14 protein-coding genes are annotated in these 17,091 nt (G+C 61.2%); 7 read left to right on the top strand and 7 right to left on the bottom strand.

The genetic code is table 11. From position 1 onward, the window contains the following. The first annotated feature begins 50 nt into the window (after positions 1 to 50). Genes bioB through bioA form a run of 6 tightly spaced genes read left to right on the top strand, consistent with a single transcriptional unit; the run spans position 51 to position 5,747 of the window. On the top strand, positions 51 to 1,139 hold the full coding sequence (gene bioB, locus MHM85_RS06840) for a biotin synthase BioB (protein ID WP_219862806.1): 1,089 nt from the start codon (positions 51 to 53) through the stop codon (positions 1,137 to 1,139). Then, positions 1,126 to 2,271, top strand: a complete 1,146-nt coding sequence (gene bioF / locus MHM85_RS06835; RefSeq protein WP_219862803.1) for an 8-amino-7-oxononanoate synthase — start codon at positions 1,126 to 1,128, stop codon at positions 2,269 to 2,271. Before bioB ends, bioF begins: the two co-directional genes overlap by 14 nt. Continuing rightward, positions 2,268 to 2,981, top strand: a complete 714-nt coding sequence (locus MHM85_RS06830; protein ID WP_139528399.1) for an alpha/beta fold hydrolase — start codon at positions 2,268 to 2,270, stop codon at positions 2,979 to 2,981. Before bioF ends, MHM85_RS06830 begins: the two co-directional genes overlap by 4 nt. Beyond that, positions 2,978 to 3,763 (top strand): methyltransferase domain-containing protein, encoded by a 786-nt coding sequence (locus MHM85_RS06825; RefSeq protein WP_153843499.1) that lies wholly within the window; start codon positions 2,978 to 2,980, stop codon positions 3,761 to 3,763. Before MHM85_RS06830 ends, MHM85_RS06825 begins: the two co-directional genes overlap by 4 nt. Then, on the top strand, positions 3,760 to 4,482 hold the full coding sequence (gene bioD, locus MHM85_RS06820) for a dethiobiotin synthase (RefSeq protein ID WP_139528397.1): 723 nt from the start codon (positions 3,760 to 3,762) through the stop codon (positions 4,480 to 4,482). Before MHM85_RS06825 ends, bioD begins: the two co-directional genes overlap by 4 nt. Then, positions 4,479 to 5,747, top strand: coding sequence for an adenosylmethionine--8-amino-7-oxononanoate transaminase (gene bioA / locus MHM85_RS06815; RefSeq protein WP_219862801.1), 1,269 nt, complete (start codon positions 4,479 to 4,481; stop codon positions 5,745 to 5,747). The genes bioD and bioA overlap by 4 nt, the downstream gene beginning before the upstream one ends. Before the next feature lie 185 nt (positions 5,748 to 5,932). Here bioA and MHM85_RS06810 read toward each other — a convergent pair whose 3' ends face one another. The 6 genes from MHM85_RS06810 to MHM85_RS06785 form a co-directional block, all read right to left on the bottom strand. After that, positions 5,933 to 6,646, bottom strand: a complete 714-nt coding sequence (locus MHM85_RS06810) for an NAD-dependent deacylase (RefSeq protein WP_219862799.1) — start codon at positions 6,644 to 6,646, stop codon at positions 5,933 to 5,935. Positions 6,647 to 6,678: 32 nt separating this feature from the next. Continuing rightward, entirely contained in the window at positions 6,679 to 8,445 is a 1,767-nt protein-coding gene (gene aceK, locus MHM85_RS06805; protein ID WP_219862797.1) for a bifunctional isocitrate dehydrogenase kinase/phosphatase, read from the bottom strand. Between the two features lie 97 nt (positions 8,446 to 8,542). Next, positions 8,543 to 9,052, bottom strand: a complete 510-nt coding sequence (locus MHM85_RS06800; RefSeq protein WP_239285321.1) for a CIA30 family protein — start codon at positions 9,050 to 9,052, stop codon at positions 8,543 to 8,545. 96 nt (positions 9,053 to 9,148) lie between these two features. After that, positions 9,149 to 10,582, bottom strand: a complete 1,434-nt coding sequence (gene eat, locus MHM85_RS06795; RefSeq protein ID WP_239285323.1) for an ethanolamine permease — start codon at positions 10,580 to 10,582, stop codon at positions 9,149 to 9,151. A gap of 155 nt (positions 10,583 to 10,737) precedes the next feature. Then, on the bottom strand, positions 10,738 to 11,580 hold the full coding sequence (gene eutC / locus MHM85_RS06790; RefSeq protein WP_219862792.1) for an ethanolamine ammonia-lyase subunit EutC: 843 nt from the start codon (positions 11,578 to 11,580) through the stop codon (positions 10,738 to 10,740). Further along, entirely contained in the window at positions 11,573 to 12,988 is a 1,416-nt protein-coding gene (locus MHM85_RS06785) for an ethanolamine ammonia-lyase subunit EutB (RefSeq protein WP_219862790.1), read from the bottom strand. Before MHM85_RS06785 ends, eutC begins: the two co-directional genes overlap by 8 nt. A 212-nt stretch (positions 12,989 to 13,200) precedes the next feature. Here MHM85_RS06785 and MHM85_RS06780 point away from each other — a divergent pair, with 212 nt between their 5' ends. Next, positions 13,201 to 14,136, top strand: coding sequence for a helix-turn-helix domain-containing protein (locus tag MHM85_RS06780; RefSeq protein ID WP_239285325.1), 936 nt, complete (start codon positions 13,201 to 13,203; stop codon positions 14,134 to 14,136). Between the two features lie 13 nt (positions 14,137 to 14,149). Here MHM85_RS06780 and MHM85_RS06775 read toward each other — a convergent pair whose 3' ends face one another. After that, the gene (locus MHM85_RS06775; RefSeq protein WP_139528388.1) at positions 14,150 to 16,954 is read right to left on the bottom strand and encodes a GGDEF domain-containing protein; all 2,805 of its coding nucleotides are present in this window, start codon (positions 16,952 to 16,954) and stop codon (positions 14,150 to 14,152) included. Between the last annotated feature and the right edge of the window lie 137 nt (positions 16,955 to 17,091).

The raw sequence follows: 17,091 nt of genomic DNA, 5'->3' as shown, positions 1-17,091 counted from the left end.
CACAGCCCCGCTAGAGTTCTGTCAACCTTCAAAAGAATATAGGTTTACCCGTGACCGCCACCTCGACTGCTTTTCACGCGGCGGATGCCGCGCCGCGCCACGACTGGACGCTTGACGAGATCAACGCGCTGTTTGCGCTGCCCTTTAACGACCTGCTGTTTCAAGCCCAGCAGGTGCATCGGGCGCATTTCGACGCCAACGCGGTGCAGGTGTCTACCCTGCTGTCGATCAAAACCGGGGCCTGCCCGGAGGACTGCAAGTACTGTCCCCAATCGGGTCACTACAACACCCAGTTAGAAAAAGAGAAGCTGCTGGAAATCGAGAAGGTAGTGGCCCAGGCCAAAGCAGCTAAAGAAGCAGGCGCCAGCCGCTTTTGCATGGGGGCCGCATGGCGTAGCCCACGGGATAAAGATTTAGTGGCGGTGGAAGAGATGGTGCGCCAGGTAAAGGCGCTAGGGCTCGAGACCTGCATGACGCTGGGCATGGTCGACGGCGAGCAGGCCACGCGGCTGGCCGCTGCCGGGCTCGACTACTACAACCACAACCTCGATACCTCCCCCGATTTCTACGGCGAAATCATCACCACCCGCACTTACAGCGACCGCTTAGAAACCCTGGCCACCGTGCGCGACGCCGGTATGAAAGTGTGCTCTGGCGGCATTTTAGGCATGGGTGAGGGCGCACAGGATCGCAGCGCATTGCTGCAGCAGTTGGCCAAGCTCTCGCCGCATCCTGAATCGGTGCCTATCAACATGCTGGTCAAGGTACCGGGGACACCGCTGGAAAACGTCGAGGATTTAGACCCGCTGGCGTTCATCCGCGCCATCGCCGTGGCCCGTATCATGATGCCCCAAAGCCATGTGCGGCTCTCTGCGGGTCGCGAGCAGATGAGCGAATCCACCCAGGCGCTCGCTTTCCTGGCCGGTGCCAACTCCATCTTCTACGGCGATAAGCTGCTGACCACCAGCAACCCTCAAGCAGAGCGCGACCGCGCGCTGTTTGCCAAGCTGGGCCTGCACCCCGAGCGCCGCGACACCTGCGAAGACGACACACAGCATTCCGAGCGGCTGGCCCAACAGGCGCAGCGACACGCCCAGGCCGAACGCGCTGCGGCGCTGGCGGTGGATGCCAGTGTCTGAGGTGTGGCACCAGCGCTTGGCGGCAGCCCGCCACGAGCGCGAGCGTCAGCAGCGCTGGCGCAGCCGCCGGGTTTCTGCCCATGGGGCACTCGACTTTTCAGGCAACGACTATCTAGGCCTTGCCCAAGACCCACGCGTACAGGCGGCTCAGGCGGAAGGCGCGAAACGCTTTGGCGCCGGGGCCGGGGCGTCGCACTTGGTCAGCGGGCACCTGGGCATTCACGATGCGTTGGAAGAGGCGCTGGCCGAGTGGACCGGGCGCGAGCGGGCGCTGCTGTTCTCCACGGGTTATATGGCGAACCTGGGCGTACTGCAGGCGCTAGCGGATTCGAACACCGCGGTATTTCAGGACCGTCTCAATCACGCCTCGCTACTCGACGGGGCCGCGCTGAGCGGCGCACGCTCCCGGCGCTATCACCACCGCGATGGTCACGATCTACAGCGCCTGCTCGAGCGCAGCACGGCCACCCATAAGCTGGTGGTCAGCGACGGCGTGTTCAGCATGGATGGCGATATCGCCGACATCGAGCAGCTCGCCCACCTCAGCCAGCAGCACGACGCCTGGCTGATGATCGACGACGCCCATGGTCTCGGTGTACTGGGTGAACACGGCGCGGGCTGCGTAGAAGGTTTTGATAGCCACGCCGTGCCGATCTTGGTCGGCACCCTGGGCAAGGCACTAGGCACCGCAGGCGCATTTGTGGCGGGTGACGCCGCGTTGATCGAACACCTGATTCAGTTTTCCCGCAGCTACGTGTATACCTCCGCCCAGCCGCCCGCGATTGCTGCCGCCACGTTAGAAGCACTCACCATCGTGCAGCGGGAGCCCGAGCACCGCCAGCGGCTCACTCGCCACATACACTACTTTCGCCAGCAGGCGGCCGCCTTAGGGCTGCCACTCGGCCACTCCCAAACGCCCATCCAGCCGCTGCTACTGGGGAGCGAACAGCGTACCCTGGCCTGGGCGTCCACGTTCGACCAGCACGATATCCAGGTAGGGGCGATTCGACCGCCCACAGTGCCCAACGGCGAGTCGCGGCTGCGCATCACCCTGAGCGCTCGCCACACCCAAAGCGATATCGACAGGCTCTTGGAGGTTGCTGCTGCCTGCCTGCGGGAGAAGCAACAATGAAGCTCATCCTGCTGTCAGGCTGGGGCGTTGATTACCGCATTTGGCAGACGCTGGCGGCGCACTGGCACCCTACCATCGAACCCACCCCAGTGGAGTGGCCCGGCTACGGTGAGTCTCCAGCGCTGTCCACGCCGATGAGCATCGCCGCCCTGGCCGAACGGATGGCCCCCGAGCTACCCAGCGATGCCGTCTGGGTAGGCTGGTCGCTGGGAGGGTTGCTGGCCACAGCGCTGCTCGATCACTTGCCGCCGCCCCAGGCCCTGCTGCTACTGGGTGCAGGCAGCCGTTTTTGCAGTGACGGGGAGGATGGCGGTGTGACGTATGAGGAGCTGGCCAGCTTTCAGCGCGCCTTCCATCGTGATCCGGTTGCCACGTGGCGGCACTTTCTACGCTGGCAGGCCCAAGGCGAGCCCAACGCCCGCGAGGCCCACCGCCAGCTACGCGCACGGTTAGGCGAGACTCCCCACGCCGATACCGACACGCTCGCGCAAGGGCTCATGTGGCTCGAGACGCTGGATAACCGAGCACTGCTCGCGCACCCTCCCTGCCCTATCCGCCGATTGGCGGGAGCCCATGACCCGCTGCTACCCGGCCGCTCTCGCCAGCAAGCGCTACGGCTGGAAGCCGCAGGACACTGCCCCATGCTCTCCCAGCCCGCCCCACTGGCGGCACGGCTGGCCGAGCAGGCCATCCTCCAGGAGCCGCGATGAACTCACCGGCTACCCCGCTTCCACTCACCCACTGGCAGGAGCGTGTGGCTCGGGCCTTTTCCCGAGCGGCACCACGCTATGACACCCTCGCCAGCGCCCAGCGCGATATCGGCGAGGCGCTTTGGCAAACGCTGCCCGAGAGGTCTCATCACGTGCTCGACCTGGGCTGCGGCACCGGCTACTGGACCCAGCGGCTAGCGGAACACTATCCCGATGCTGCCATCACCGGGCTCGATCTAGCGCCCGGTATGCTCGCCCAGGCACAGGCGCAGTATGGCGATGCCATACGCTGGGAGCAGGGAGATGCCGCCGCGCTACCGCTCAGCGATGCCAGCGTGGATCTCGTGTTCTCAAACCTGGCGATTCAGTGGTGTCCGGATATCGGCGCAGTGATGCAGGAGCTCGCCCGGGTGCTCGCCCCGGGTGGGCAGGCGCGCATCACCACCCTGCTGCCCGGCACGCTGAGCGAAGTCGCCACCGCTTGGCAGCGGCCCGAGGCGCTGCTGCAAACACCGGATGCCAGCACCGTACAGCGGGCGATTCAGCAAAGCGGCCTGCGCCTCATCCAGCATACCCGTGCGCAGCGGCGGTTTTTCTATTCCGATATGAACGCCGTCATGGCCTCCATCAAAGGCGTAGGCGCCCAAGTAGCCAGACCCAACGCTCGACTGACCCGCCAAGCGCTCATTAATGCCCAGGCTCGCTATGAATCGCTGCGCACACCGCAGGGGCTGCCGGTGAGCTACCACTGCCTGACGCTACGACTGGAAAGCGCGAGATGAACAACACTTATTTCGTTACTGGTACCGACACCGATGCGGGCAAGACCCTGGCCACCAGCGCGCTGCTGTGCGCCGCCCGCCAGCGCCAGCTCACCACGCTAGGGTTGAAGCCCATTGCCTCAGGTAGCGAGGCCACGCCCAACGGCCTGCGCAACCGCGATGCCCTGGCGCTACAGGCGCAAAGCTTCCCGCCAGTGGATTACCCAACGATCAACCCCTGGACCTTTGCTCCCGCCATTGCACCGCATCTCGCCGCCCTGGAAGCAGGTGCGGTGCTTAACGTGGCAAGCGTTACTCAGGCGCTCAGCGACACGTTAACCGGCACGCCACGGGATCTGACGCTAATCGAAGGCGCAGGCGGCTGGCGGGTGCCGCTGAATGATGCAGACGACTTTTCCGACCTGCCTTGCGCGCTCGGGCTGCCGGTGATCCTGGTGGTCGGGCTAAAACTGGGCTGCCTCAACCATGCTCGGCTCACTGCCGAGGCCATCGCTGCCGATGGCTTGACGCTGGCGGGCTGGGTGGGCAGCGTGGTAGATCCTGCCTTTGCCAGCGATAGCGCACGCTTCACGGCCAATGTGGCGCTGCTGAAGCGCGCCTTACCTGCTCCCTGCCTAGGGCTCATTCCTCATTTGGCACACGCCGATGCCTCCACCGCGCAGCGCTTTATCTTCCTTGATGCGTTGCTCCCTTTTGCCACCCAGGAAGCAACGCTATGAACTCTCCCGTTTGGCACCCCTACGCCCACCTCAAGACCCAAACGCCTGCGCCCAAGGTGGTGGGTGGCAGCGGCAGCTACTTTACGCTAGACAGCGGTGAGCGCCTGCTGGATGCCACCTGCTCCTGGTGGTGCATGATTCACGGCTACGGCCATCCGCGCCTCGTCGCCGCCATTCGCGAGCAGGCGGGGGAGCTTTGCCATGTGATGCTGGGTGGCCTCACCCACGACCCCGCCGACCAGCTGGCGCGGGCGCTGGTGCGCATTACCCCGCCGGGGCTGAATCATGTTTTCTTCTCCGATAGCGGCTCGGTGGGCATGGAAGTCGCCATGAAGATGGCGCTGCAGTACCAAGTGCTCTCGGGCCTCCCCGGCAAGCGCAAAATGCTCTCGCTGATGAAGGCGTATCACGGTGACACCACCGGCTGCATGGCGGTGTGCGATCCCGAAGAGGGCATGCATGGTCTGTTCGCCAGCCTGCTGCCCCAGCACCACTTCGCCCCAGCCCCCACGGCCCCCTTCGACGCGACGCCAGAGCAGGTAGAGCGGGACCTCGCCGGGCTGCGGGAGGTGCTAGCGCGCCACCACCATGAGATTGCTGCACTCCTGATGGAGCCGCTGCTGCAAGCGGCGGGCGGGCTGAACATGACCTCGCCGGACTACCTGCGCGGCGCACGGGCGCTGTGCGATGAGTTTGGCGTGCTGCTGATTTTCGACGAAGTCGCTACCGGCTTTGGCCGCACCGGCAAGCTGTTTGCCGCCGACCACGCGGGCGTCACGCCAGATATCATGGTGCTCTCCAAAGGGCTGACCGGCGGCTACTTGGGCCATGCGGCCACGCTGGCCACCGACCGGGTTCACGGGGCGTTCATTGGCGACAGCGAGCACCACGCGTTCATGCACGGCCCCACCTTTATGGGCAACCCCCTGGCCTGCCGCGTGGCGCTGGAGAGCCTGAAGGTGTTCGAGGAGGAGCATTACCTGGAGAAAATTGCCGCGCTCAGCCAAACGTTACAGCGCGAGCTATTAGAAGACGTAGCGCTGCGCGCACATCCGGCCGTCGCGGACGTGCGCGTGTTGGGCGCAACGGCGGTGATCGAAGCCCACAGCAGCGAAGCGCTGAAAGGCGTTGCCGCATTTGCCCGAGCGCGGGGCGTGTGGCTGCGCCCCATTGGCCGCTGGCTTTACACCATGCCCGCCTATATCGCGACAGATGCCGAGCTCACCCAGATTACTGGGGTGATGAAAGCGTGGTTTTTAGAATAGTGCCTCTAGTGTGCTATCGGCCGGTTCGAACAACCCGTAGCGGGGGTCTTTCGCCAGGGCCGGTCAATGTTCCCAACCATCCCGGCATTCCCGCCATCCATGGCGGTCAGATGGCGAAAGTAGCGCCCATGGAGGGGTTCACAGCGCCCCCGCCTAGGGTTGAGCGAACCTCCCCAGTAGTTAAATCAAGGTAAGATCAAATTCCCCTGCTTACGCCACTGGTTAACCAGCGCCGGCACGCCTTCCCCCGCCGTGGTATTGATCGCCAGCACGCCGGGTGGGCTTAGCTCATCGGCGTCGGGGTCTACCAGCGCGCAGGGAGTGTCGGCATCGATATAGGTGAGCAGCGATGCGGCGGGCATCACTGCCAACGAGGTACCCACCACAAGCAGAAAGTCCGCTTGGCTCACCAGCTCGCAGGCCTCTTCGAACAGCGGTACCGCTTCGCCAAACCACACCACGTCTGGGCGCAGCTGGCTGCCCTTATCGCACACATCGCCCAGGGCAATTCCGCCCTTTGACAGCGGGTAGCGCAGCCGCGCATCCACCGATGAGCGGGCCTTTGAAATCTCGCCGTGCAGGTGCAGCACGTGACGGGAGCCTGCCCGCTCGTGCAGGTCGTCGATGTTCTGAGTAATCACGCTGACCTTGAAGCCCTCCTGCTCCAGCGCCGCCAGCGCTTTATGGGCAGCGTTGGGCTTTGCACGGCGAATCTGCTCCCGGCGCTGGTTATAGAACGCCAATACCCGCTCTGGGTCTTGCCGCCACCCTTGCGGCGTGGCGACCTCCTCTACTGGGTGATCCTCCCAGAGGCCATCGCTGGCGCGGAAGGTTTTGATGCCGCTCTCCGCGCTGATTCCCGAGCCGGTAAATACCACCAAGTGCGGGGCTGAAGTCATGCTGTCCTCGGCTTACGTCGTCCAGTAAACGCCTAATGTACCAGTTGCCCCACGGTGCCCGCGAACCGCTGCTTGTTGCGATACGGGTACACGTCGATCACCCGCCCCTCCAGAATCGCCCGCTGCAGCCCCAACCAGTAGTCCGGGTCGAACAGCTCCGGATGCTGCTCCATGAATAGTGCGCGCAGTTCCGGGTTGGCAAACATGAACGGGCCAAACTCTTCGGGGAAGATATCGTTGGGGCCAATGGACAGGCTGGCCCCGCCATCCATGTAACTGTCGACCCCCTGGGATTTGGGAATATGACGGAAGCGGCACTCGGTGAGATAGCTCACCTCGTCGTAGTCGTAGAAAATCACCCGCCCGTGGCGCGTGACGCCAAAATTTTTCAGCAGCATATCGCCAGGGAAAATATTCGCCGCCGCCATCTGCTTGATGGCGTTGCCGTAATCTTTTAGCACCATCACTCGCTCATCGGCACTGCACTGCTCCAGATAGATATTCAGCGGCGTCATCATTCGCTCGGTGTAGCAGTGCTTGATGATCACCTTGTCCTCTTTCAGCGACACTGTGGAGGGAGCGACCTCCAGCAGGTGGGCCAAACACTCCGGCTCGAAGTGATCCTGGCGGACGATAAAGTTGGAAAAATCCTGAGTGTCGGCCATGCGCCCTACCCGGTCGTGGCGTTTTACCAGCCGGTACTTCTCCCGCACGATGGCGTGGGTGACCTCTTTGGCGGGGTCGAACTTATCCTTGATGATCTTGAACACGGTACGAAAGCTCGGCAGCACGAATACCGCCATCACCATGCCCCGTACCCCCGGCGCGATCATGAAGCGCTCTTCGCGCTTGGCCACCTGCTGATTCAGCGCGCGGAAAAATTCGGTTTTGCCGTGTTTGAAAAAGCCAATGGCGGCGTACAGCTCGCCCTCGGGCTTGTGGGGCATGAGCTGTTTTAGATAGGCGACGAACTCTCCCGGCACCGGCACGTCTACCTGGAAATAGGCGCGAGTGAACGAGAAGATGATCGACACTTCATCGGTTTCGGTGAGGACCGTATCCAAGTGCAGGCAGGGATCGCCCCCCTGCTGCTCGCCATACCCTTCCCCATGTAGAACGGGCAGCACCAAGGGGACCTGCTCGCCGCCACCTAGAAGTCGCCCCACCAGATACGCCCCTTTGTTGCGGTAAAACACGCTGTTGAGTAGTTCTACCTGGGCATCGTCTGCCTGCCAAATCGCAGCAGGGAGCTGAGCTTCCAGCAATCCAGCGCCGAGCTGGCTGTCGCGCTCGACGTCGGCAAAGGGGGACTCGAACGGGGCTTCGCTCAGCGCCCAAGCGAGCGCCCCTGCCCAGTCGCCGTTGACGTCATACCGACGGCACAGATCGATGCCCGAGCGGTGCGCGGCATTCTCCCGGGAGCTGTAGACGAACATCCAGTCGTTGCGGATATGGCGATGCTGAAACACCGAACAGAACAGCGAATTGAAGAAGGTTTCCGCCAGCTCGTAATCCAACCGCTGGCTGATCAACTGGGCGTAGTGTCCGCGTGCTTCCTGCCAGGTTTCGCAGTGGGCCAGCACCTCCTGGGCAAAGGTGCGCTGCAATCGACCGAGCGTCTCCTCGACTTTTTCACCGTACAGGTTGATCCGCGCGGCGGAGGCTTGCTGCGCCTCTCGCCAGGCGGCGTCGCGAAAGCGGCGGCTGGCATCGGAAGTGATCTGCTTGAAGCGGGCACGGTACTCATCGAAACCGTGCAGCACGGTGGCCGCTAGGCGGTACGCGGGGGAGTGTTTCATCACGCGGGCTCACGTCGAAAGAGAGCTTCCCAGGGTCCGTGAACGGCCCACTACATACGAGACGACCTTAGTCCTGTCAGTGTTAGCCCTGTCAGTGTCAGCTCTGTGAATACGGCGCAATGGAGGTAACCTCCAGACGAAACGGCCCCGCGGTGCGGTCGGCAATCAAAAATCCGAGCTGGTGAATAGTCGATGGGTCGAGAGCCGGCGCGCTGGAAAGCAGCGTGCCCCGGCGCACCGCATCGAACTGCGCCCAGGTGAATCGATGCGTTTCCCACTGGTGAGCCGTGGGCGTGAAGGCCACCCGGTAGGCGCTGGCCTCCTTTAGCGCGCTGCTTTTGAACCGTAGCTGATAGGTACGACCATCGCCACGCACGCGCAGCGTAACGCCTAGGCCGTGGGCTAGGGTCGGCTCGAAACCGTCTGGTTCACGGCGCACCGAGGCAAAGCCGCCGCCGTTTTCCAACGACACCTCGCCATAAAAGCAGCCAGCGCCCGCGTCCAAACGAAAGCCGCTGTGGGACACGCCGCCCATCACGCCATCGTCCACCGCGTACCAGCGCCGCTGCTCTGCCTCGGCCATGTTCGATTCGTTAAAGTTCAGCATCCTTCGAGCTCCTCCTTGTCCGCCAAAGACAACGCCCCTGAGCAAGAGCCCAGAGGCGCATTGACATGGTTCAGACTAGGCGATGCGCCGCCGTGATTACAGCTTTGCGGAAGCAGCCGCCGGAGCGACGGGCTCGGCCTCCTCCGGCGAGGCGGTCACTAGCGAGAACTCCTCTTCGGCGGTTTTCGCCACCAGATGGTGTTTGCTGTAGAGGAAGTAGTACGCCGCTCCAGCAATGAACAGCACGATGGTGTAGTTGAACGCCCGAGGATCGAAGGCATAAACGCCGGTCAGCGCGACGAGCGAGAGCACCAGGGAGATGCCTGAGGTGACCACGCCGCCTGGGGTTTTATAGGGGCGCGGCAGATCGGGCTGCTTGAGACGCAGCCAAATATGGCTAAAGGCCATCAATGCATAGGAGATAGTCGCACCAACGACCGCCATGCCTAACATCAGATCGCCTTCGCCGCTCAGCGACGCGAGAAAACCAAAGATGCCGGGCACTATCAGCGCTAAGTAAGGCACTTTACGCTCGCTGGTCAGCGACAGCGGTTTGGGCAAATAGCCTGCCCGAGAGAGCGCGAACACCAGGCGACTGTAGCCATAAATGATCGAGAAGAAGGAGGCGATCAAACCCGCCAGGCCCAGCACGTTGACCAGGGTCGCCAGCGTCGGGTTACCTGCAGCATTCAAGGCATCCACCAGCGGCACGCCGCTTTGGCCAATCATCTCCGCACCTGCGGCACCGGCTAACAGCACCACCACGAGCAGGGCGGTGAAGAGCAGAAACAGCATGGCACCGATAATGCCTTTAGGCATATCGCGAGCAGGGTCTTTCGCCTCTTCGGCCGCCAACGGCACCCCTTCAACGGCCAAAAACAGCCACATACCAAAGGGCAGCGCCGCCCAAATGCCGTACCAGCCAAAAGGCATGAAGGTGCTCGCACCCGCCGCCTCGGTGGGGGCAATATCGAACAGGTTGGCCGCATCGAAGTCACCAATTAGCGCTACCGCAGTGGCCAGAATGGCAAAGACCGCCAAACCGCTGATCACCATCATCACTTTCAGCGCTTCACCGACACCCGCCAAGTGAATGCCAATGAACACCGCATAAAACAGCAGATACACCAGCGGCCCGTTAACGCCTAACAAGGCCTCTACCGCCGAGCCGATAAAAATCACGATGGCCGCCGGGGCCAGCGCGTACTCGATCAACACGGCAAGTCCAGTCAAATAGCCGCCCGCAGGCCCCATGGCTTGCCGAGCGAAGCTGTAACCGCCCCCAGCGGCAGGAATCGCAGCGGACATTTCCGCCAGCGCCAGCACCAGCGCGAGGTACATCAGCGCCATCAAACAAGCAGCAATCGCAAACCCGCCCCAGCCTGCTTCAGCGATGCCAAAGTTCCAGCCCGCAAAGTCACCGGAAATGACATAGGAAACCCCAAGCCCCGCGAGCAGCATCCAGCCTGCCGTACCTTTACTCAGCTGGCGCTTGGCCAGATACGCCTGATCAACCGTTGGTTGTGTCATCGTTTTGCCCTTTTCAGTGTGGAACGCAATGGGTGTCAGCGGCGTGCTGTGGTCCTGGTTCCGTCTTGTTATTGGGAGAGCCATCAGCGGTGTTATTGAAATGACGTCAGCGGTGTTATTGAAAATATCGTTAGCGTTGTTGCGCGTGGTGACCGTCAATCGGCCACCAGGAAGTTTCGAGTCGAACCGCTGCCGCCCTCCAAGACGTTATCTTCGCTGCGATCTTTGAGCTTCACGCCGGAGAGCTTGCGCTCCCGCGCCTCGGTTAACAGCAGCAGCAAACGCCGGGCCGCTTCTTCATACGCAAGCCCGGCCGGGCGCACGTTGGAGATGCAGTTGCGCCGGTCATCTTTTAAGCCCACCTCGGGGCCCCAGGTCATATACAGCCCTAAGCTATCTGGGGAGCTAAGGCCGGGGCGTTCGCCGACCATGACCAGCACCGCGTCGGCGTTGAGCAGCGCGCCCACTTCGTCACCTATGGCCACGCGACCTTGCTCGACAAGGATCAGCGGCGCGAGCTGCCATTCGTTCTTGTCGCGCCCGAGTGCGTCATACAGCGCGGTGAGAAACGGGGCGCTGTTTTGCTGTACCGCCAGCGCCGAGAGGCCATCGACGATCACCACCGCCAAATCGAACCGTTGGCCGCCCTCTGCCGCTTGCTGCAGCGCCTGCCGGGAGTGTTCATTGAGCCGTCGGCCATAATCAGGCCGCTGCAGGTACATCGCGCGGTCCTCTGCACGGCTATGTACTGCAAGCGGTGTGGTGCTCAAGCCAAGCGTTTGGGTCAGCTCCTCGGCCAGCGTCTGGCAATCCAGCGGGCAGTGGACCGCATCTTGGGCTTGGGCATGGGCGAGCTGAAACGCAAGCAGCTGCTGGGTGGGCAGGCTCACGCCCGCACGCCCTAGCCCAATGCGCGCATCGGTGAAGGCGCGCAGACGCTCCCAGGGGTTCTCGATGACGATCGGCGCAGTGGTTTCCTGCGTGGGGTGTTTAGGCATCTTGGTCGCTCCCCTTCGGCAAGTGGCGCAGGCTGTTGGCAAAGGCAGCAGGCAGCTGGTCGTTCAGGCGATGGGTGCTCACATCTTGAAAGATCTGCATCTTGGCCAGCCACTGCTCGAACTCCGGTGCGGCTTTTAACCCCAACACCCGACGGGCATAGAGCGCATCGTGAAACGAGGTGGTTTGGTAGTTGAGCATGATGTCGTCAGAGCCAGGAATGCCCATCACGAAGTTGCAGCCTGCCACGCCCAGCAGCGTCAGCAGGTTGTCCATGTCGTTTTGATCGGCGTTGGCGTGGTTGGTGTAGCACACGTCGCACCCCATCGGCACACCCAGGAGCTTTCCGCAGAAGTGATCCTCGAGCCCGGCACGGGTGATCTCTTTGCCGTCGTACAGATACTCGGGGCCAATGAATCCCACCACCGTGTTGACCAGCAGCGGATTGAACTTGCGCGCCACGGCGTAGGCCCGGGCTTCGCAGGTTTGCTGGTCGAGCCCGTGATGGGCGTCGGCGGAGAGCGAACTGCCCTGGCCGGTTTCGAAATACATCACGTTGCGACCCACGGTGCCGCGATTGAGCGTTTGTGCGGCGGCTTCTGCTTCCGCCAGGATGCTCAAATCGAATCCAAAGCTGCGGTTGGTGGCTTCGGTGCCGCCGATGGATTGAAAGACCAGATCCACCGGAGCGCCCTGCTCGATGGCCTCCAGCGTGTTGGTCACGTGAGTCAGCACGCAGGATTGCGTAGGGATCTCGTATTTCTGGATCACGTCGTCCATCAGGCGCATCAGCTTGATGCTTTGGGCGACGTTATCGGTGGCCGGGTTGATACCGATCACCGCATCGCCGCTGCCATACAGCAGGCCATCGAGAATACTCGCCGCGATGCCGGTCACATCATCGGTGGGGTGGTTGGGCTGTAAGCGGGTCGAAAGCCGCCCCGGCAGCCCAATGGTGTTGCGAAATGCCGTCGTCACTTGGCACTTTTTGGCCACCAGCATGAGGTCTTGGTTGCGCATCAGCTTACTCACCGCCGCGGCCATTTCCGGTGTAATACCGGGGCGGGCAGCTGCCAGCGCTTCGCTGGTGGCGTGGTCAGAGAGCAGCCAGTTGCGAAAATCGCCTACGGTGAGGTGCTTTAGCGGTGCAAATGCCTCTACATCGTGGTCGTCGATGATCAGACGGGTGATTTCGTCCTGCTCGTAGGGGATCAGCGCGTCGTTCAAAAAGGTGGTGAGCGGTAGCTCCGCCAGCACCATTTGGGCGACGACTCGCTCTTCTGCCGATTCTGCCATCACCCCGGCAAGGCGGTCGCCCGAGCGCGGCGGCGTGGCTTTGGCCATCAGTTCGGCGAGTCCGCTAAAGCGATAGCGGCGGCTTCCCACCGTGGTGTGATAGGTCTGCGCCATGGGCCTTCCCTTCTCTTACCTATTCGATACTCAAGGCGCGGTATGCGCGTTGAGGAACAAAACTTGCTTGTTCTCACAATAGCGCTATCACTTAACGGGGAGTATCGAGTTTTGGCAAAACACACCAAGGATATAAAAACCAATAAGAAACAGTGGATTAATAACGACAACAAGGCGTGGGCGCCAGTCGGTCACGCCACTAGGAGCGGGTGATGTCCTCGACGCCGACTCAAAGCGCACCAAAAAAGTGCATTCAAGAAGCCTTCGATGCCGATGAGCATGCGCAAAATCTGACCCGCTGGCAGCAGCAGTACGACCAGCTCACCCCGGGACGTTTTTACGGACGGCTGGATGAAATTGCGCTGCCTGCCCTTCAAGTCTTCAAAGAGCACACGGGCCAAGCGCTGCGTCAGGAGTGTCGGGTGTGGGAGAACTCACTGTGGCTGGGGATTCCACCCCGCTCGGCGGGGTCGCGTATCAATGGACAACCCCTCGACGCACAGCAAGTAATGTGCCGCCCCGGCGGGCGCGATTTTGAATTGGTGACCCCGGAAGGCTTCGATATTTACGGGGTGGTGATACGTCTACCGGCGTTATACGCCGCTGCCGAGCGCCAGGGCATCACGCTGGATGAGCAGTGGATGACTGCGCCCCGCCGTCATGTGAACCCTGTCACGCTGCGCGCCTTACTGTTTCTTTTGGAACGCCTGTTAGGCCAGCAGCAGAGCGCCATCGCCGAGAGGCTGCATCAGGATATTCTCTTGACTGGCCTGTTAGAGCTGCTGGATGCCCAGCAGCCCAGCAAAGAGCTGCCCCCTAGCTACGTTCACCGAAAGGCCGTCGTCGACCGGGTCAAGCAGTATGTCGATGCGCATCTAGACGCGCCGATTACCATGGAAGCATTATGCGAGCTGACACATGTGAGCCGACGCACGCTGCAATATAGCTTTACGACGATTTTAGGTATCAGCCCGCTGCAGTTTCTAAGACTAACGCGGCTGAATCGCGTTCGCCGTGCGTTACGCGCGGCCGAGCCGCCCCAAACGGTCACCGAGATTGCGACGTACTGGGGCTTTTGGCATTTGGGGCAGTTCGCCCACGACTACAAGCAGCAGTTTGGTGAGTGCCCGTCGCACACGCTCAATTAGTCTCCAAACGGCACTATGTCAACCAGTGCTTAGCAAACTGCTCGGCACTCAGCGGTCGGCCATAGTAATACCCTTGGGCCTGGGTACAGCCCATGGCCAATAGCGCCTCACTTTGCGCTTTGGTCTCGATGCCCTCTGCAATGGTTTCCAGCCCTAACGTTTTGGCCATGGCGATGATAGTGGCCACGATGATGCGGTCATTGTCGCTAGTGAGCATATCGCGCACGAACGAGATATCGATTTTGATCCTATCGGCGGCAAAGCGTTTTAAATAGGCCAATGACGAATAACCGGTACCAAAGTCATCGATCGAGAGCCCCATGCCATGCCCCTTCAATATCTCGGTGATGGCGATGGCATCGTCTGGGTGGGCCATGATCCCGCTCTCGGTGATTTCGATACTCAAGGCGTGAGGAGACACGCCGTGCGTGCGGCAACTGGCCAGCAGCGTCGCCACCAGATCGCTATCTTCGAACTGGTCGGCCGCAATGTTGATAGCTAACGGCACGTGCAGTTGCAGACCTTGACGCTGCCACTGGGCTAACTGCTGGCAAGCTTTATCGATGACACAGTTGCCAAGCGGCACGATCATTCCACGCTCTTCGGCAATGGCGATGAACTGCCCGGGCGAGACGTCTCCCAACTCGTCGTCCCACCAACGACACAGCGCTTCCGCCCCAATGAGTTGGCCACTGCGCATATCCACCTGCGGCTGGAAATGTAAATAGAACGAGTGGTTTGCAATCGCCAGTGCCAGGCGCTTGGCAATATGCAGCTGTTGTGCGACCGCATGCCCCATCCAATACTCGAACGTACGCGTCGACAGTTTCTGGCGCTTTGCTTGGTACATAGCGATATCGGCATGCTTCAAGAGCGCTTGCGCCGATTGACCGTGGGCCGGGTATAGCGCGATTCCCACGCTCACTGACAGTTCAGACGAGTGCTGCTCTATCATGATCGGCTCATGGAGACTCGCACAGAGGGTGTCCGCTATTTGTTGGGCGTGTTGCTCGTCGTTCGCTTCCTGGCAAATGATCACGAACTCGTCTCCACCTAGCCGGGCGACAAACTCTCCCGTAGGCAGTACGCTGCGAAAGCGCTGCGCGACTTCTTTTAGCACCAAATCACCGACATCATGGCCAGCGGTGTCATTAATCTCTTTGAAGTGGTTGAGATCGAGCAGCAATAGCGCAAAAGGTAGCTGCGCTTCGGCGTTGACACACTGCTCGAGCCGCTGCATGAAAGCCGTGCGGTTGGGTAACCGAGTGCCTGCATCACAATAGGCCAGTTGGCGTATGCGAGCCTCGTCACGTTGGCGGCCAAGTTCGGACGCTGCTCTTGCGGCGAATATTTGCAATACCGCGCTGACGATTTTCGTCTCCGAGAGCGGTGCTTTGAACATCACGCCAATAATGCCAATAGGACGCCCATGGGCATCGTCCAAGCGTCGACCAACGTATGCGTTGACCCATGACAGTGCGCCATTGGACTCGACCGGCAAACGAATACCAGCCCCTTCGAGCACGATACATTCACGCTGTGTCAACACGTCCTGACAGGGCACGCCTGCCAAATGGTAGCTAAACGCAGGCTGACGCTCGCCGTTAACGTAGAGCGACAACACATTGGCAACGTTGGGGTCCTGATCATCGAGCGTCGCAATGAAGCCGACATCGGCAGCCAACGCGTTGGCCATGTGATCGGTCAATTGCGTCAGGAAGGCTTCGCCGTGCTGCGCCGACACGGCGGTGGCCACTTGAGCCACCGCATGCTGGATACGCTGTTCGGCTTGACGGTGTCGAAGGCTGTCGATACCAAAGGCGATATCGTCAGCCAGTTCACTCAATAAGCGCACTTCGGCAGCCGTCATGGGCGCATCATCGCTTTGATAGAGCGTGATGACACCGAGCAGTTGCCCCCGATACACCAACGGCAACGCCACCAACACGGCGACGTCTAGCGCCACCAGCGTGGCATCGTGCCCCGAAGCGTCGGGATCGAGCCGAGGCGAATATACCACCGGTGCACGGCGGGCCATCGCTTGGTGACGTAGTTCGCGGCTATAGCCCTCCACCAGCAGCTGCTTTGGACTTAACCAACCCGACACATCGGTTTCTCTATCGACACAGGCTTTTAGCCCCCCTTCGACGCCTTCCTCCCCAGGCAGACCATGATGCACCCAAGCCGCCGTGTAGCCTCCGACGTCCACTAGAACGCGGCACGCCGACTGCAGTAGCGACGTTTCATCGTGGGCGTGAAACCGTGCGTCATTTCCTCTACTCAGCAACCTCAACGCCCGTTGCTTACTGGCAATACGCTGATCGGCCTGATGACCGATGATCTGACGGGAGAGTTCGACGCCTGCTAACGAGGCAACGATACGCATGACCTCTTTCGTGTATCGAGGCAACCGAAGCGGTCGCGAATGCATGAGCACGAGAATCCCATGGCAGCGGCCCGATGCATCAGCCATGGGGACACCGAGATAACTTTCGACACTGAGCGCTGTCAGTCGAGCATCGTTAGGGAAGCAGGCACGCGCCTGGGAAGTGATATGAAAACAAGCGTGCGCACTCTTCACTCGCTCACAGGGGGTGCCACAAAGCAGATAGGAGGTCGCCTCGACAAACGTACCTTCGGACCACATGGCCAATGGCGTGGCGGTATCGCGATGATCGATACGAGCGACCAATGCGTGGTCGACGCTGAGCAACTTCGCCAAGGTGCTTGCTAAATGGTGAAAGAACCCGCTTTTATTGACACGGGACAATCCTTCGGCGAGCTGTTGGAAAATTTCTGGTGCCGTCGTAGGAGACATGATATTAAGCGCCTTCGGGTTTGATAGGTAAGCCACGTTGGCAAGCCAAATGCTTTGATCAAAGCCGAATTGACCGCTGTGTGATCATCCCTGAACCATACAGTGATAGTGGCTGTTACGTTTGAACAGCTACCTTA

The organism is Halomonas sp. McD50-4, from assembly GCF_022348135.1.
Taxonomy (GTDB): domain Bacteria; phylum Pseudomonadota; class Gammaproteobacteria; order Pseudomonadales; family Halomonadaceae; genus Vreelandella; species Vreelandella piezotolerans.
This window is presented reverse-complemented; position numbering and strand designations above follow the sequence as displayed.

What these genes read in the sequence shown, in the direction of transcription:
- bioF (WP_219862803.1), top strand. Translation starts at nt 1,126, where the DNA reads ATGCCAGTGTCTGAGGTGTGGCACCAGCGCTTGGCGGCAGCCCGCCAC.
- MHM85_RS06830 (WP_139528399.1), top strand. Translation starts at nt 2,268, where the DNA reads ATGAAGCTCATCCTGCTGTCAGGCTGGGGCGTTGATTACCGCATTTGG.
- MHM85_RS06825 (WP_153843499.1), top strand. Translation starts at nt 2,978, where the DNA reads ATGAACTCACCGGCTACCCCGCTTCCACTCACCCACTGGCAGGAGCGT.
- bioD (WP_139528397.1), top strand. Translation starts at nt 3,760, where the DNA reads ATGAACAACACTTATTTCGTTACTGGTACCGACACCGATGCGGGCAAG.
- bioA (WP_219862801.1), top strand. Translation starts at nt 4,479, where the DNA reads ATGAACTCTCCCGTTTGGCACCCCTACGCCCACCTCAAGACCCAAACG.
- MHM85_RS06810 (WP_219862799.1), bottom strand. Translation starts at nt 6,646, where the DNA reads ATGACTTCAGCCCCGCACTTGGTGGTATTTACCGGCTCGGGAATCAGC.
- aceK (WP_219862797.1), bottom strand. Translation starts at nt 8,445, where the DNA reads ATGAAACACTCCCCCGCGTACCGCCTAGCGGCCACCGTGCTGCACGGT.
- MHM85_RS06800 (WP_239285321.1), bottom strand. Translation starts at nt 9,052, where the DNA reads ATGCTGAACTTTAACGAATCGAACATGGCCGAGGCAGAGCAGCGGCGC.
- eat (WP_239285323.1), bottom strand. Translation starts at nt 10,582, where the DNA reads ATGACACAACCAACGGTTGATCAGGCGTATCTGGCCAAGCGCCAGCTG.
- eutC (WP_219862792.1), bottom strand. Translation starts at nt 11,580, where the DNA reads ATGCCTAAACACCCCACGCAGGAAACCACTGCGCCGATCGTCATCGAG.
- MHM85_RS06785 (WP_219862790.1), bottom strand. Translation starts at nt 12,988, where the DNA reads ATGGCGCAGACCTATCACACCACGGTGGGAAGCCGCCGCTATCGCTTT.
- MHM85_RS06780 (WP_239285325.1), top strand. Translation starts at nt 13,201, where the DNA reads ATGTCCTCGACGCCGACTCAAAGCGCACCAAAAAAGTGCATTCAAGAA.
- MHM85_RS06775 (WP_139528388.1), bottom strand. Translation starts at nt 16,954, where the DNA reads ATGTCTCCTACGACGGCACCAGAAATTTTCCAACAGCTCGCCGAAGGA.